This window comes from uncultured Fenollaria sp. (assembly GCF_934202865.1).
In the GTDB taxonomy this organism is placed as follows: domain Bacteria; phylum Bacillota; class Clostridia; order Tissierellales; family Peptoniphilaceae; genus Fenollaria.
Map to the genome: position 1 here is coordinate 1 of NZ_CAKPYL010000027.1, position 16,600 is coordinate 16,600.

13 protein-coding genes are annotated in these 16,600 nt (G+C 37.2%); all 13 read right to left on the minus strand.

Features of this window, described 5'->3' with window-relative positions; all coding sequences use genetic code 11:
• Positions 1-372: 372 nt before the first annotated feature.
• Entirely contained in the window at positions 373-900 is a 528-nt protein-coding gene (locus Q0E71_RS04085; RefSeq protein ID WP_294796300.1) for a GNAT family N-acetyltransferase, read from the minus strand.
• Between the two features lie 29 nt (positions 901-929).
• On the minus strand, positions 930-2,084 hold the full coding sequence (locus Q0E71_RS04090; protein ID WP_294796302.1) for an iron-containing alcohol dehydrogenase: 1,155 nt from the start codon (positions 2,082-2,084) through the stop codon (positions 930-932).
• A gap of 14 nt (positions 2,085-2,098) precedes the next feature.
• Complete coding sequence (locus tag Q0E71_RS04095; protein WP_294796304.1) at positions 2,099-3,088, minus strand: LCP family protein; 990 nt, start codon at positions 3,086-3,088, stop codon at positions 2,099-2,101.
• Positions 3,072-4,469: an MATE family efflux transporter gene (locus tag Q0E71_RS04100; RefSeq protein ID WP_294796306.1), complete on the minus strand. Its 1,398-nt coding sequence runs from the start codon at positions 4,467-4,469 to the stop codon at positions 3,072-3,074. The genes Q0E71_RS04095 and Q0E71_RS04100 overlap by 17 nt, the downstream gene beginning before the upstream one ends.
• Positions 4,470-4,477: 8 nt before the next feature.
• Positions 4,478-5,083, minus strand: a complete 606-nt coding sequence (locus tag Q0E71_RS04105; RefSeq protein ID WP_294796308.1) for a histidine phosphatase family protein — start codon at positions 5,081-5,083, stop codon at positions 4,478-4,480.
• Positions 5,083-5,796 carry an FAD-dependent thymidylate synthase gene (gene thyX, locus Q0E71_RS04110; protein WP_294796310.1) on the minus strand — a complete coding sequence of 238 codons (714 nt, stop codon included), beginning with the start codon at positions 5,794-5,796 and terminating at the stop codon, positions 5,083-5,085. Before thyX ends, Q0E71_RS04105 begins: the two co-directional genes overlap by 1 nt.
• Before the next feature lie 3 nt (positions 5,797-5,799).
• Entirely contained in the window at positions 5,800-7,263 is a 1,464-nt protein-coding gene (gene guaB, locus Q0E71_RS04115; RefSeq protein WP_294796312.1) for an IMP dehydrogenase, read from the minus strand.
• A gap of 22 nt (positions 7,264-7,285) precedes the next feature.
• A complete protein-coding gene (locus Q0E71_RS04120; RefSeq protein WP_294796314.1) occupies positions 7,286-8,194 on the minus strand; it encodes an NAD(P)/FAD-dependent oxidoreductase in 909 nt (302 codons plus the stop codon).
• 54 nt (positions 8,195-8,248) lie between these two features.
• Positions 8,249-8,539 (minus strand): hypothetical protein, encoded by a 291-nt coding sequence (locus Q0E71_RS04125; RefSeq protein WP_294796316.1) that lies wholly within the window; start codon positions 8,537-8,539, stop codon positions 8,249-8,251.
• 4 nt (positions 8,540-8,543) lie between these two features.
• Positions 8,544-9,080 (minus strand): TIGR01440 family protein, encoded by a 537-nt coding sequence (locus tag Q0E71_RS04130; RefSeq protein WP_294796318.1) that lies wholly within the window; start codon positions 9,078-9,080, stop codon positions 8,544-8,546.
• Between the two features lie 115 nt (positions 9,081-9,195).
• Complete coding sequence (locus tag Q0E71_RS04135) at positions 9,196-9,945, minus strand: transglutaminase domain-containing protein (protein WP_294796320.1); 750 nt, start codon at positions 9,943-9,945, stop codon at positions 9,196-9,198.
• A 383-nt stretch (positions 9,946-10,328) separates the two neighbouring features.
• Complete coding sequence (locus tag Q0E71_RS04140) at positions 10,329-11,087, minus strand: class B sortase (RefSeq protein ID WP_294796322.1); 759 nt, start codon at positions 11,085-11,087, stop codon at positions 10,329-10,331.
• 9 nt (positions 11,088-11,096) lie between these two features.
• A partial coding sequence (locus Q0E71_RS04145) for a hypothetical protein (protein WP_294796324.1) occupies positions 11,097-16,600 on the minus strand: 5,504 nt, incomplete at its 5' end.

Here is a 16,600-nt window from a genome sequence, read left to right on the forward strand (position 1 = left end):
TTTAAATCGTTCTTTTCACTTTTATTCAGTTTTGCTTGTCATATGGTTTTTCCAGATGACTTATCCATTCTACCATTAATTTTCTTACTTGTCAAGTACTTTTTAAAAGTTTTTTAATTTTTTCTTTATATATCTTTCTTCACTTACATTTCTTACTATTACTTAATTAATTAGCCTTATCACACGCCCTTCACTTATGCTTTTTACCTTATCTAATGCGCGTCATTAATCATCCGCTCGTCATACATCATTCACTCGTCATACGCCATCTGCTCGTCACTTACTTAGCAATTTTACTCGTCATACAAAATGCCTTTGCGCATAAAAAAGCAGTGGACCATCGATCCACTGCCATTAATATAATTTATTTTATTAAGAAAGTCTTAGCTCTTTGAAACGTATTAACTCAACCTCGCCTTTGTTTTTGAATACACGTCTCACCGTCTCATAATAATACATCTCATTCTTCTGCATAACTCTCTTAGAAGCTATGTTTTCTCTTTCGAATGAGCCGAATACATTCTCAACGCCTCGATCCTTATGAAGCGCCTGTATAAAGGCTTTCAGTGCTTCGCTCATGTAGCCTTTGTTCCAGTACTTTGGGTTTAGGCAATAACCGAACTCGGTGTCCTTTAGTCCATCGCCAAAGATTCTCGCGTCTATGGTACCAATCATCTTATCATTTTCTTTTAGAACTATGGCCTTGAGTACGTATGAGTCTTTTTCTTTTGCTTCTTTGCTTAGCATATCAAGTATTTTCTCTGAGTCTTTAAGGCTTATATGCGGCTTCCATGAAAGATACTTTGTCACTTCCTCAAGTCTTGCGTACTCAAACATATCTTCGGCGTCGTCTACGCTCGCATCTCTTAAAATTAGTCTTTCTGTCTCTATGTCTTTCAATTAAAACTATCTTCCTTTATATATATAGTTTATTCGTATGCTTGTTCGTAAATATTAATTATGTCTTCAAGCTTTAGATCTGAGTAGCTTGTCTTGTAAACATCTGTCTTCTTTGCCATAGCCTCGATTGAATCTCTTGGTATATCTAGCTCTTTAAGTGTTGTTGGCGCGCCAATGGATTTGAAGAAGTCTTGAAGCTTTTCAATGGATTTGATTGCGGCTTCGTCATCTGTCATATTTGATGTATCCATCTTCCAAACGTTTTCTGCCCATCTTCTAAATTTCTTTTCATGTCCTTTGTAAACATATTTTAGGTAATTTGGATGCATTACTGCAAGTCCCATACCGTGTGAAACGTCGTAGAAAGCTGATAATGTATGTTCAAGTCTGTGGCTTAGCCAGTCTGAGCGCTTGCCAAGTGATGTTAGTCCGTTGATAGCAAGTGTTGATGCCCACATAAGATTTGCTCTTGCTCTGTAGTTTCTTGGGTCTTCTAAAGCTATATAAATATTTTCGATTACAGTTCTCATAAGTGCTTCACTGATTTCGTCAGTAGTGTTTTCTTCGTCTGGCATTGAGAAGTACTCTTCCATGATGTGGCTGAACATATCTACTGTTCCGCTGATTAAGTGGTGCTTTGGTAATGAATATGTGTATGTCGGATCAAGGATGGAGAATTTTGGATAACATGGCTCTCCTCCAAAGCTTAGCTTCTTTTGTTCCTCCCAGTTAGTGATAACGCCGCCGTTATCCATTTCACTGCCTGTTCCAGCCATTGTCAAAACGCTTCCTAATGGAGTTGCGTCTAAAACATCATCTTTATTAATAAAATATTTTTGCCAGAAGTCTTCGTCAGTCTTAGCACCAGCAGCTATTGCCTTAGAGCAGTCAATAGTTGAGCCGCCGCCAACTGCTAGGATGAAGTCTATGTCATGATCCTTTACAAGTTTGATGCCTTCATAAACTTTCTCAACTCTTGGGTTTGGCATTATGTCTGAAAGTTCGTAAACTTCCTTGCCTTCAAGCGCTTCCATAACCTTATCGTAGATGCCGTTTTTCTTGATGCTGCCTTTACCATATGTAAGTAAAACCTTCTTATATGGCTTCATCTCGTCCTTTAGCGCTCTGATTGATCCTTCTCCAAAATGAATTTTAACCGGATTATAAAAATAAAATGCGTCCATCTTTCTTCCTCCCTTTACTTAAATATCTTTGTGAATAGTTTAGCAGTCTCTTCCTCATCTGCGATGAAGTAAGAAGCACCGCCCTCATACTTGTCTGTGCCTGGTATAGTCTCGATCGTAAGCTTATCTTGCGAATATGATGTAAAGACTTTTGCCAGTTCAAGCATTTCATCTATGCTAATGTTTGTGAGTATATGCTCAAGTCCTGCTTGTATCATTCGTGGCAGCTTTGTCACGTTGTTTGCGCTAAGAGTTTGCTTCATAAGCTCCTTGATGAAATACTGTTGATGAGTGACTCTGCCGACGTCGCCAAGGAATTTATCGCCTTGACCGGCATTTGACTTTCTAAATCTAAGAAACTCCATCGCGCCCTTACCATCTAGCTTTTGCTTGCCTTTCTTCAAATGAATGTGTAGTGGCGGCGAGTCTGTCGGGTCATCGTAGTCCATGTCGAATGGCACATCGACCTCAACCCCGCCTATAATGTCGACTATGGCCTTAACGCCCTTGTAGTCAACTGCGATGTAATTAGTGACATCAACGTTCGAAAACTCTCTAAGCGTGTCAAGCGCTGCGTATGGGCCGTCCTTCGCGAAAGATGCATTAATCTTTCTCATGCCATCGTGCCCAGCTATCTTGACCTTAGTGTCCCTCGGTACACTCACTACATTTACTTTACCCGTTTTTTTATCAATCTTAACAAGCATTATCGTATCAGATGGGTTTCCTGTAGTAAAATACCTATCTTCGCCAGTTTTACCATCAAGAGCTGTAAGTCTTTTCTTGATAAAATCAAGTCCTCTCTCCCCGTCAATACCGAAGAAAGCGAAGACCAATTCGCCCTCAAGCTTTTCCTCAGTCTTTTGATTTATCTTAGTTTCATCGACTATAACTAGCTTGTTGTCTTTCTTTGATAGCTTTCTATAATAATATAGTCCAAAGAAGAGTATAAAAACTAGTAGCGATAATAAAAATATTTTAAAAAATTTAATAAATTTCTGCATCTAAAATTACCTCATCTCCCGCCATGCTCATGGCCTTGAATTCTCTAATAACAAAGAACATTGCTAGTAGAAAGGCTATGAAGTCTGCGATTGGTGTTGCGTAAAGTGCTCCTAGTATGCCAAAGAAGCGTGGCAAAACTATAATCAGTGGCAAATAGAAAAGTACTTGTCTTGTCAATGAGACGAATATACCTAAACGAGCTTTGCCAATGGATGTGAAAAAGTTCGCCGTAATCGGTTGAAGTCCATTAAAGGCTGTCATAATCAGTGTGATTCTTAAAAGTATCGTAGTAAACTCCATATAAAGTTCATCGCCTACGCCGAATATATTGATAAAGACCTGTGGCCATATCTCTGCCACAAGGAAAAATATTGTGCTGTAGATAAATGAGATTTTTACTGTGGTTAAATAAGTGTCTTTAACACGCCTATATACTTTCGCGCCGTAATTGTAGCCGATGATTGGCTGTCCGCCTTGAGCGAGACCTATGTTGAAGCCAATGAGTATTATATAGATCTTTGACGCTATACCTATTGCGGCTAGTGGTATGTCAGGTCCGTACTTACTCATTGCGCCATAATGAGTCATGACGTTATTCATAACTATTTGAACGACTACCATAGCCAATTGATTGATGCAAGCGGCCGAACCTAATTTTAATATTTCAAGAAGCTCTTCACCAGAAATTTTAAAATCTTTTTTTCTGATTGGATTTTCTTTTAAAAATAAAATGTAGTACATAGCAAGAATAAAGCTAATTAGCTGTCCTATGAATGTTGCCCAGGCAGCTCCTTTGATGCCCATGTCAAAGCTTACCATAAATATATAGTCTAAGAAAATATTTGACACTGCTCCAACTACATTTATAAACATCGCATATTTTGGCGAGCCGTCCGCCCTAATTATATGTGATAGAGCGATGGAAAAGACTAAAAATACTATTCCATATGACGTTATCAATGAATAATCATAGGCATAGGCAAAACTTGCTTCAGTCGCTCCAAATAATTTAAGCAATGGATTAATAAAGCTTACTACTAAGATCAGTTCTAAGCCCGATAAGAACAACAAAGCGCTAATGCCTGTCGCGACTATCCTTTCTGCTCTATCGTCCTCGCCTCTGCCCTTGTAGATACTGTAGTTCGATGCAGTACCTATACCTAAGAGCAAGCCTATCGCCGTAGATATAGTTGTTATAGGAAATGATACGGTAGTCGCTGCATTTCCCAAGTGTCCTACGATATTACCTATGTAAATTTGGTCAACTATATTGTATATAGCGCTTACTAAAAATGAAAGTATCGATGGAACACCATACTTTATTAATAATTTATATATTGGCTGTCTCACCAATGGATTATTATATCTATCGTTATTCATACATTCTCCTATACAAAATTGTCATAGTCTTCGTCGTCATGAAGGAGTTTAAATGCGCCTTCATCGTAATTATATATCTTAAGGCTCAGCCCCTTTATGAGCTCGACCTTATTTGCATCCTTTAAGTCAAGTCCTTCTAGTACTGTTGTTATCACTCTTAGCTTGCTTCCGTGAGTAACAACGAGTACCTTCTTATAATCTTTTTTCACGAGCGATTGAATAAAGGCCTCGGCGTCTTCACGCGCGTCTCTATATGGGTAGATGCCGCCCTCGTTAAATAGGTCTGGCCTTGACATAATCAAGTCTTCGCGCTCTGGGTCAGTTGCAACGCTCTCTGCCCAAGTCATTCCTTCGTGGCTAAGCATAGATACTTCTCTAAGCCTTCTATCCGGCTCTATATCAAGTCCAAGCGCTTCGTTAATTATTTTTGCGCTATCCATCGCCCTCTTTTGATCGGAGGAGTATATGATTTCTATGCCTTCATCTTTTAATCTAGTCCCTAGCTCCTTCGCCTTTACTTTGCCCTCAAGTGTAAGAGGAGAATCAAGTAAGCCTTGAATTCTCCTCTCCTTGTTGTATTTAGTTAATCCGTGCCTTGTAAAATATATTATCATTAATTCATGTGCTCAATAAGAGCCTTCATAGCTACTGGGAATTCTTCTAAGCTTAAGTCGTAGACAACTTTTGCGTAATCTCTGATTTCCTTTTGCGCATGAGCGTCCATCCTTTGCTTGATAAAGTGCGCAACCGATTGAAGAGATGCAGTCCAGTACCATCTTACATATAATCCGTAAGCTGGTAGGAAAAGTCTTGCTTGTTCAGAGCAAATGCCGTCTTCCATAGCTTTTTCGTAAAGTCCTTCGCCTTTTTCTATAAGCTCAAGTAAATCCTTAGTGTATTCTGCTCCCAATTCAGTAGCTACTGGATCGCCGCTGCCTTGCTTTTTATTATCAGGCATGCTTCTCCATTCATTTTCGCTTGGTACATAGAATACTGGTTCTTCAGTTACATAGCGTCTTGAAGATTCGTTCCAGCCGTTCATTGTGTCGCCAATGCCTTCCATGTGAGATGAGCCAACGATGTACTTCCACCATTGTCTCGCTACCATAAGTGGCGCATACACTTCGAATTGTAGCATCGCATGTCTAAATGGCGATGTGTGATCATTTTTAGCTAAGAAGCTAATTAATTTCTCGTCATTTTGATTTAATTCAAAAGATTCTTTTTGATAAGAAACTCTTGCCGCGTTTACTACGGTAAGGTCGCTACCTAAGTGGTTTACAAGCCTTACGTATCCTTTATCTAAAACATTTTTCATCTTTTCCATATCTTAGTCCCTATAGCTCTTTGGGGAATAGTTAGGAGTTTCCTTAGTTATAGTGATATCGTGTGGATGGTTTTCAATTAGTGATGCGCTTGTAATTTGAACGTATTTTGAATTTGTCTTTAAAGTAGGAATGTCCTTGCATCCAAGGTAGCCCATACCTGATTTTAAGCCGCCAAGCAATTGATAAATAACTTCTCCAACTTTTCCTTTGTAGTGAACTCTACCTTCAACACCTTCTGGTACGTACTTCTTAGCCTTTGATTGGAAATATCTGTCAGATGAACCAGCCTTCATTGCTGCAAGTGAGCCCATGCCTCTATATTCCTTATATCTTCTTCCTTCGAAAATAACTTCTTCTCCTGGTGATTCGTCAGTACCTGCGAATAAGGATCCCATCATAACAACGTCCGCACCAGCAGCTATCGCCTTAGTGATGTCACCTGAGTATTTGATACCACCGTCAGCAATTATAGGTATGCCAGTTTCTTGAGATGCCTTGTAAGCCGCCATGATAGCACTTACTTGAGGAACGCCGATACCAGTAACAACTCTAGTCGTACAGATAGATCCAGGTCCGATACCAACTTTAACGCAGTCAGCACCAGCATCCATAAGAGCCTTAGTGCCTTCGTAAGTTGCCACGTTTCCTGCTATGACTTGTAAGTCAGGGAATTCCTTCTTAATGCTTCTAACCGCGTCAAGTACACCCTTTGAGTGACCGTGAGCAGTATCTAGAACGATAACGTCAACCTTTGCTTCGTATAGAGCCTTAACCCTTTCAAGCATGTCCTCAGTAATACCAACAGCCGCTCCGCAAAGAAGTCTGCCTTGTTCGTCCTTAGCTGAGTTAGGGAATTCAATGGATTTTTCTATATCCTTAATAGTGATTAATCCTCTCAAATGGAAGTCGTCATCAACTATAGGAAGCTTTTCAATCTTATGAACCTTCATTTCCTCTAAAGCTTCGTCCATAGATACACCAACCTTGCCAGTTACAAGGTTTTCCTTAGTCATGACATCGCCAATCTTCTTTTCCATATTAGTTTCGAATCTCATGTCCCTGTTAGTGATGATACCAACAAGTTTGCCGTCTTCATCAGTTATAGGCACACCAGAAATCTTGTACTTTTTCATAATAGCTTCAGCGTCAGCAATCTTGTGTTCAGCAGATAAATAGAACGGATCAGTGATTACACCGTGTTCACTTCTTTTTACCCTGTCAACTTCGATAGCTTGGTCCTCAATCGACATATTCTTGTGAATGATACCAATACCGCCTTCTCTCGCCATCGCGATAGCCATCTTAGATTCAGTAACAGTATCCATACCAGCACTCATCATCGGTATGTTTAAAGCAATCTTCTTAGTTAATCTAGTTTTTGTATCAGTTTGTTTTGGCAATATTTCCGAAAAATTTGGTACTAGTAGTATATCGTCAAATGTTAATGCGTCTCCAATAAACTCCATCTTTACACCCCTCTTTTTAATATTAATATCCTAAATATTTTTGTGCTTCGATAGCGCAAGTGCAGCCCTCAGCTACAGCAGTTGCTATCTGTCTTATCTTTTTATCTATAATGTCACCGCAGGCAAATACACCTGGGATAGATGTCTTAACTCCATCAGTCTTTATATATGGACCAGCCATTTCCACGCTGTCCTTGATTAGTTCAGTGTTTGGCGTTTGACCAATGTAGGCAAATATTAGGAATTCGTCCTCACCATTCTCAAATAGTTTTTCTTCCTTTTCAGCCGAGTCGTAAATACAAACTTCAGTGATCTTGTCCCTAGTTCCGCTTGCACTCACAATCTTGGAGGATGTCATCGCCTCGATATTGTCAGAAGCTTCAATCTTTTCCTTGAACTCGTCAATCATGCCAAGCTCGTCCTTTTCTTCGACAAGGTAGACCTTCTTCGCAAGCTTTGATAGATATAAAGCTTCCTTAGCCGCTCCGTCCGAGCCACCCGCCACGAAGATGATTCTGTCCTCGATCTCCTCATCAAGACCCAAAGCAGAGTGTTCAACCCCGATCTCCTTTTCATTTTCAAGACCTAAATCCTTTGGAGTAGATCCCATCGCAAGTATAACCGCCTTGGCATTGTATGAATTTTGTCTAGTCTTAACCTTTTTTAGCTCATATCTCAAATCAAGCTCGATAACCTCTTCGTACTTTAGCTCGATGTCCGCGTCCGCGATTTGCGCCTCAAGCTTTTCCCTGAACGTTTCGCCCGATTCGTCCTCAGATAAACCCACATAGTGAGTCACATGCGAAACACTTTTTATAAGACCGCCAACCTCGTCCTTTTCAAGCAAAAGTACATTGAAGCCGCGGCTCTTAGCATATAGAGCAGCAGAGACACCTGCAGGGCCGGCGCCCACTACAATTATATCGTACATTTTATCCTCCTTTGCTTTTTGATTAAAATTATTCTCCTATCATTTTATCATATATTACGCTTTTTGTAAAGCAGTCAAAGAGATTATTTTGATAATTTTCACTATGCTTATGGCCTTGCCACGATTTATTTTTTTGCTTACACTAATAGCCTTGCCACGAATAGTTTTTTTGCTTTTGCTAATAGCCTTGCCATGAATAGTTTTTTTGCTTTTGATAATGGCTTTGCCATGATAAGTGAAATTACTAAACAAAAGCGTGGCACTTGTATATCGCGCGGCAGATATATAGCGCGCGGCACTCGTATAGCCACGCGCAATAAAAAAGAGGAGCTCATCACTCCTCATCAATCTACTTATATTGTGCTCTTTCGCCGCCTATTAGCTTAGGTCTTCTTCTAACAAGCGTTAGATGCGCTTCACCTATCTCCTTAACGCTGACTCTAACAGGCACTGCAACAGCTTTGATGTGCATACCGATAAATGTATCGCCGATGTCAAGACCGCCATGCGCTTGAATAGCTTCAACCACAACCGGATCAGCTAATTTTTTGTAGGCGATAGTCGCCATCGATCCGCCCGCGTGCATCTTAGGTACAACGCTTACCTCTTCAAGAAAATATTTTTCCATGCACTCCCTTGTAGTCACGATGGCTCTATTTAAGTGCTCGCAGCATTGAAATGCAAGGAAGATTTTGTGTTCTTCCGCAAAATCCATAAATACATCGATAAATTCTCTAGCGACATCCATTGACGATGCTTTGCCTATGCGTCCGCCAACGACTTCACTTGTTGAGCAGCCTATTACTAGTATCTCGCCTTCTTTTAAATTCGCCTCAGCTTGAAATTCATCAAGCACCTTCTTAAGCGTTTCTTTATATTCTGCCATGTATATCACTCCTTATATCATTTTCTACTTACATTTTATATCAAAGAAGCTTCTTTGTCAAACGCATAAAAAGGTCTGCATCATATGATGCAGACCTTGCAATATCTCATATTAATTAATGTTCGCCGTCAGCCGCCATTTGCGCTTGAGTTAAGTTAAAGTACTTCCTAGGTTTTTTAGTAGTGTCATTCCAAGTTACGTCGAAGTATTTCCACTCGCCATTGACCTTTGCTCTGTTCCAAGCGTGATCAGCATTAGTAACAGTTTCTGATTCAATGCCGCATAGCTCACACATACGGTTGAATAAGCCAGCGTACGCTTCGCATACACCTTTGCTGTCGTCCATGATGGCTTGCCAAGAATAGTAATAAAAACCATTCTTTGTAGTCATGTTATCACCTTGAGCGCTGTTAAGCACTTCGTAGTAATAGTCAGACTTACCAATTATGTAGTCGTTGATCTTTTCAATTTTTTGTATGTCGCTGAGATTCTTAGGCCAAGATTCAACAACCTTCTTTAATTCCTTTGCATAGCCATCAGTTTTCCCTTTCTTAACATTTAATATGCTAATATCTTGCTTAAACTTAGGCTTAATGGTCAGCGTCTGCCTCGATTTACTGTAGCTAGACGAAATCTTCTCAAAGTCCGTGACACCAAACTTACAGTCGCTTCGTACTTTAATTATGTCATAAACTTCTTGTAAAGCAGCGTCCCATTCGGAGTCATTCTTGATAAGTACTTTCTCAAACTTAATTTCGCTTTCGCAGTTATTGATTCCTTCCACTAGTTTATTTTGTTCCTTCATAGTAGGAAAGAATACGAATATGAATATTTGTACAATAAATAAAGTTTCAATCAGTAGCATATCATCACCCCGTATCTATATTTTGTTTAATATTTTGTGTAATCCATTACTGATTTAAATCATTCTCCTTTTGATTTAAATATATTATATCATATAACTTTATTTTTGTAAAGTAGAATTGTGCGGAATACGAATGTATAAGATAATATTATAGTAAAGTGTGTTTTTATAAAATATTATCAATGTATTATTTATATGTATGGTAATGCCCCAAGCAAAACATCTTTTATCCTTTATATATAATACTAAACTATCATTATTAAAAAAATGTTTTACGCGCGTTAAGACTAAGTAAATAATCGCATCACCAATAGTAAAGCGCGAACATCACCATAATCAAGGCAAAAGAAAAGCCCCTATGTATCACTACATAGAGGCATCTCTTATCTATCTACAACCGTCATCACTATGAGCCTTTGATTCTTGGCCTCATAAGTGCATGTGACTAGATTAATGATCTGGTCATCTTCCTTAAGCTCGTAGCCAGTGTCGTACACAGCGTGCTTCTTAAGAAAGCTGTAGAGTTCTTTTCTTTTTTCAAAAGTCTTGTAATCCTTTGGATTGATATACGTCTCGCCCGAGACCCTGGCAGCAAGGACGCAAGTGGTTCTAAAATCTTGCTCCCTTGTATATATAGTAAAGCCAGTCTCAGTAGGATTCTTCTTAAACTCATGAAGCGAAGCGAACATCGTACCGTTCTTGACCACGTGTCCGTAGATCATGATCATCGGGTCCGCCATCGATTCGTTTCTGTAGTCCATGAAGATGGATCCGACCAAATTCCTTTGGCCAGTAACCGCGTGATAAAGGTAGTAAGTATTGTTCTTGCCCTTTACGACAGGGTAGTCAATACTTCCCTCATCCGACTCGATCCACGAGACGATGTCCTTGCTAATGGACTCAAGCGCATCAAAGTCAACCTTCTTTGCGTCATCATCATTTTCATCAGCACCGTTATAGGCATCACCATGGTCCTCGCCCGCGTCCTTAGTCCTCTTAAGACCTATATCTTCAATCTTCTTATAGATGTCCACAGACTCTTTCTCTTGTCTTTTTACGTCAATGTATGAGTAGACCTTGTATATTAAAAATAAACTTGTTATAACAATCAGTATATTGATTAATATCTTTGATCTCTTCATACTAACTCCTTATTTTACAAGATATCTCTTTTTGATAAATACTAAGCCGAGTAATAATACGAAGGCAAAGTAGATAGCAGCTAAGTCTTCAGTTACACCAGTCTTAGGTAATTTGTTCTCACCATGATCACGATCTCTTTCTTCTTCATCGTGTGGCTTTTCTTCTTCAGGTTCTTCATGATCGTGTTCTTCTTCTTGTTCGTGTGGCTCTTCATCCTTTGGTTCCTTAGGCTCTTCTTCCTTCGGTTCTTCTGGTTCTTCTGGTTCATGTTGTTCTTCAGGTTCTTCAGGCTTTTCAGTGTTCTTTGCTTGCCATACAAAGCCAAGTCCATCATTATCTTTTATTTGATAAACTTTTGATTCAAATCCTGGCATTTCAGCTTCTACAAGTTCGTATTCATAATTGATTTCATCTACTTTAACAGTACCATCTTTTTCAACAGTAGTTGTTTTCTTAAAGATTGGTAGATGTTCAAGCATGTCAGTGAAGTCATTTGCCTTGTTAGCTTTTAACTCGCCAACTTTTTCTTTCTTAATAACTTTGCCATTTTTATCTTTGATGATTTGGTATACATCAAATTTTGCTTCTAAGTTATCAAGATTCTTTAGCTTTTCGCCATTAGCATCAAGGAATTCCTTAAATACTTTGATGAATCTTTCTTTTTCAAGATATACAGTAACAGTATTTGAATCCTTAACTGTGTTCTTAGCAATTAATTCTTTGTCTTTATCAGTTAAGTTTCCTAAGTTGAAGAAATCTTCTGCCTTGCCAATAACTTTCTTATCTCCATCTTCGCCAGTGTAGTATACGTCACCATTGTCATCGATCTTTGCATCGATTTGTGGTATCATCATCGGTATATCAAAGTGATTAGTAGCGCCATTTTCAAATTTTCCTTCTAATATAACGCTTGTTACGTCAGAAAGTTTTACTTTTTTATCTGCTACTGCCTTTTTAAGTTCTTCTTCAGTATAAGACTTATCACCTATTTTGTATACAACTGAATATTGTTCAAGATCACTTGTGATGTAATCTCTTAGAACTGGTTTTAGACCACCCTCAGTAACTTTAGCAAAAATATCTTCAATCTTTATCTCAGACTTGTTATTTGCAGTTCCTGGAACATCAACAACTCCTGTGTTGTTAAAGTACTCAATTCTATAGTTAAACTTGTCTCCAAATTTTAATTCAGTACCACCCATGAACCAACCACCAGCTTTATCCTTGTCAATAACATTACCATCTTTGTCTAAAACTTGAAGATATTTATTGACGTTGCCTTTGTGGTCTTCATGAATATTTATTGTAGTACTACCAAAGTAGAACTTAGCCTTGTCGCCAAAAGCGGCATCATTAGTATAATTTGTACCAATAACATTGTCTTTAAAGTCTTTGTATTTTTTCTTATCTACAAAAACATTTGAAAGTTTAAATGTAAATTGATTTTCAGAACCGTGTGGTGCTTCAAACTTAGGTACCCAAGCAAGAACTGCTTGTACTTTTTGTCCGTCTTTTATCTTGCCATTTGCTTTAGCATCTTCGATAGCCTTTTTAAGAACTTCAGCCTTTTCCTTATCTACTTTGTTTGATGATTTACTTAGTTTTTCATATTCAGCTTCTAAATCATCAGTGTAGAAGTATTCAATGCCCGCTTCCCATTTTTCGAATTCTTTTTCATCTGCAAATATCTTATTAGCTCCATTCGCCATAAGTTTATCTTTATTTGCTTCAAAAGTTAATTTTGTGCCATCTTTTAGCTTAAAGATTTCTGGTAATATATCGATGATTAAAGAATTTTCATATTCATAGTAGCCTGTTGTTTCGTTATAATGCTTCTTTGCTTCTTCAGCTTCTCTTTCAGCCTTTGCCTTTTCTTCGTCAGTCATCTTCTTATCATCATCTGGTGTTAAGGCGTCCGCTATATCCTTTTGCTCTTTAGTCATCTTATCAACTGTTACGTCGATAGTGAAGTCAACTGATTTTTCTTTATCGCCAGTAATATCTACTGACTTGTCTTCAGTTTTCTTATCAACCTTTGGATTTTCTTTATCTGGTCCATCGTTTGTAGGCTCATATGTTAATTCAAAATCGGCTCCGTTATTGCCTTCAGTTCCGAATTTTCCTTCTTCTGGATTTGTTCCTTGAGTTTGGTCTTCGCCTGCTTGTTCAATACAGTAACCAATTCCTGGATAACATATCTTCTTATGCCAATCACTGTCTGATCCAAATATACCATCTTTTTTATCTCCACCAGATAACTTGTAATTAGCTTGGTTTGCATATCTGCTTCTATCGTATCCTAGCTTTGACATATAGTAAGCAGCTATGTCGATAGGCATTTCTTGAAGAGCTGTATATTCAGCCTTATCAGCGAACTTGCCATCGCCAAATTTATCTCTGAATCTTTCCTCAACTGATTTAGCTTTATCGCCTTCACCGATATACCATGGATTGATGGCATAGCCGTTCTTATTCTTTAGGCTTTCATCGTTAACAGCAAGGTCGTTGTATTTAAGCTCACTGCCTCTTGTAACAGTGTACTTTTCCATACCAACTTTGTCTTTGTTTTCATTTTTGATTGTTACAAGTTCTTTAATTTCGATTTGATTTTTATCAATCTTGTCATTAACTCTACTGTAAGCTTCAGTCATGATTTCTCTAAACTTTTCTTCGTTTTTCAAATCATCTTTTTTATAAGTCTTCGTATTTCCGTCTTTAACAATACCATTTTTCAAAATGTTTTCGATTTCAGCTTTTACATACATATCTTTGTTTTTAAGCGGATTGCCGAATTCATCTGTATAAGGTATATCGATATCTGGAACAATAACTGATGTTATACCAAGCTTTTTAATCTTTTGTGGTGTTAATGCACCGCCGATAGTGATGTTAGGATTTAAACCTATACGAATAGCGTTAAAGCGCATATCGTCGTATTTGTAGTTACCTTTCTTAGAATCAAAGTAGCCTAGTTTAATATTTTTTATTTCATCTTCAAGTTTTTTCTTAAAAGATGAAAGTTTATTAGCTTTTTCAGTTGGATCTGTAATTTGATTTATCTTAGTAAACTCTTCTGTTAGTTTTTCTTTGATAATACCAAAGCATTCTGATTTTTCATCATGAAGTGCCTTAACAAATTCATCAATATTTTGATCACTTAAATTATTAACTTTGTCTAATAATGAATTGATTTTATCTTGATAAACTTTTTGTACAGGGCTTTCGAATTTATGTGTTGGATCATTTTCCACTTTACTGTAGAAAGCGTTCTTCACTTTAATTCTTACTTGTCCATTGGCTTTATCGCGAGTAATTACAAATTTTATTTTGTTAGTGCCTTCGCCTTTTTCAATTTCAACTGAATCAGCATTTGAGTTTGCTTTCAACTTATCAATTATTTCTTGACCAATTATTTTGAAGTTTTCTCCCAATGGAACGAAACGTCCTTCGATATAGTTTGGACTTACTCCGAAACGAATGTCTTTAATTTGATCTAAGAAGAAATATTCTTCGTTGCCAAATTTCTTGTCTTTATTTTCATCTTTAGCTTCAAATTCTTTTTTTGCTTTATTCCAGTTTTCTTCTGTATCATTAACGATGATTTCATCATAGATTAAACGATTATCCATGTTGTGGTCTTCGATAATGATTTCAGTATCTCTATTTTCTGGGAACAAGCTTCCTTCTTCGTTTTCGAAACCTACTTCCCAAAGAAGTGAACGCATTTTGTTTAATTCATCAGCTTCGATTTTATTGCCAGCTTTATCTTTGATAACTAAAGTCTTGTCATTTCCTTGACCTTCAGTCTCAAATGTTGCACCATTATAAAGTCTTGCAAGTTCTTTTTTAAACTTAGTTATAAGAGCAAGCTTTTCCTTGTTTTCATTAACAAACTTATCATATGCATCTTGAGCAGCTTTTTTAGCGTCTTCTCCATTTGCAGTATCAATTGCTTTTTTAGCTTCTTCAGCTTTTGTGTCTATATCTAATAAGTCAATGATTAATTTATCTCTGTCTCTATCATCAGCATTTCTATAGAAAATGTTGAAGAAATGAAGATTTACAGCTGGATCCTTTGTTAATGCATCTGGTGCATCTTTAAAGAACATTGTATTTGTTTTCTTTTCATTCTTTAATGTAAAGAATTTATCGATTTTCTTAATACCATCTTCTTCAGTAAATACATTTGTATCTTTAAGTACGCCAGTTGTTGGATCTGGCTTGCTATATGTTGCCTTAACATCTGCGTGTACATTGTATACAACGTTTTTACCAGCTAAGAAACCTGGGAATCTTAATCTAAATTTTGCATTTTTAATAGCGTTAAAGATATCTGTATAATCAGTAACTTTTTGAATAGCATCGTCACCATTACCTAAAAATTGAACGATTTTAGCAATAGTTTTTTCTGTTAATATCTCGCTTGATTTGTCAGGATCAGCTGATATATAGATATCACCTTTCTTTACATAGTATTTACCGCCAACAATGTAGTAATCTTCTGGATTTGTGCTTCCTTGGTAAATAGGTTTACCATCATAATCCTTAATCTCAATTTGTTTAGCTCCATCTAGATAAGAATACTTTTTACTTTCTTTTAATTTTATTTCTTTTAAATCTTTGTAGAACTTATTATCTTTGATTTTTTCAATATCAGCATTTTCAAATTTAGTTCCATCAAAGTAATATTTATTACCTACAATAGTATATTTATCGCCTTTATTCTCAACAACTTCGTTTTTGCTGTTAACTAAGATTTGTCCATCTTGGTCTGTTGAAACTTTTATAGTTCTGTTAGCTCCATCTTTTCCACTAGTCTTTGTCTCTTCAGTTTCTGTATCTCCGACTTTAATTTTTCTAGTGAAAGTGTAAGCTCCATCCTTTTCGCTTACAGCAATATTCATCTTCTTACCGAACTTGTCAATAAGTGATAGACCCGCGTTGTATTCAAGACCATCAATGATGTAGTCACCTTTAAATACAGCGTTATTAACTATACGGTATGTTTCTCCGTCTTCGCCAACAAAGTACTTATAAAGTACTTTTTTTCCGTTTTCATCTTTTACTGGAATTAATTCTTTTCCTTCAGAACTTACATTTGCTTTTTTACCAGTTGAGTCAATTACTTGTTCTCCAGCTACGCCTACATATGTGTTATCATTAAAGATTTTACCATTTTTATCATATTTGGCATCTTTAACTATTGTTCCACCATAAGAAGTTTCAGTCTTACCATCCTTTGTTGTTGTTATTATAGTAACTTGATTTCCTTTATATGTTGGTGTTACGTCTGGATCTGTTTTACCATCTTTATTAGCTACATATCCGTCGTAAACATCATACTCTTTTGTGTAAGTGATTAACTTATTACCGTCTAAAACATAAGTTGTTCCGTCTTTTTCAATCTTACCATCTTTATCAAAAGTACCGATTTCATCAAATTTACTTGGATTTTGATCGTTCTTTTTATAAAGCTTTCCGTCTTCAACCTTGTAGTCTCCGCCTTTAAGAA

Excerpts from the sequence above, each read along its gene's own strand:
- Q0E71_RS04090 (WP_294796302.1), bottom strand. The coding sequence starts at position 2,084 with ATGGACGCATTTTATTTTTATAATCCGGTTAAAATTCATTTTGGAGAA.
- Q0E71_RS04105 (WP_294796308.1), bottom strand. The coding sequence starts at position 5,083 with ATGATAATATATTTTACAAGGCACGGATTAACTAAATACAACAAGGAG.
- Q0E71_RS04125 (WP_294796316.1), bottom strand. The coding sequence starts at position 8,539 with ATGAGGAGTGATGAGCTCCTCTTTTTTATTGCGCGTGGCTATACGAGT.
- Q0E71_RS04140 (WP_294796322.1), bottom strand. The coding sequence starts at position 11,087 with ATGAAGAGATCAAAGATATTAATCAATATACTGATTGTTATAACAAGT.
- guaB (WP_294796312.1), bottom strand. The coding sequence starts at position 7,263 with ATGGAGTTTATTGGAGACGCATTAACATTTGACGATATACTACTAGTA.
- Q0E71_RS04130 (WP_294796318.1), bottom strand. The coding sequence starts at position 9,080 with ATGGCAGAATATAAAGAAACGCTTAAGAAGGTGCTTGATGAATTTCAA.
- Q0E71_RS04100 (WP_294796306.1), bottom strand. The coding sequence starts at position 4,469 with ATGAATAACGATAGATATAATAATCCATTGGTGAGACAGCCAATATAT.
- thyX (WP_294796310.1), bottom strand. The coding sequence starts at position 5,796 with ATGGAAAAGATGAAAAATGTTTTAGATAAAGGATACGTAAGGCTTGTA.
- Q0E71_RS04135 (WP_294796320.1), bottom strand. The coding sequence starts at position 9,945 with ATGCTACTGATTGAAACTTTATTTATTGTACAAATATTCATATTCGTA.
- Q0E71_RS04120 (WP_294796314.1), bottom strand. The coding sequence starts at position 8,194 with ATGTACGATATAATTGTAGTGGGCGCCGGCCCTGCAGGTGTCTCTGCT.
- Q0E71_RS04095 (WP_294796304.1), bottom strand. The coding sequence starts at position 3,088 with ATGCAGAAATTTATTAAATTTTTTAAAATATTTTTATTATCGCTACTA.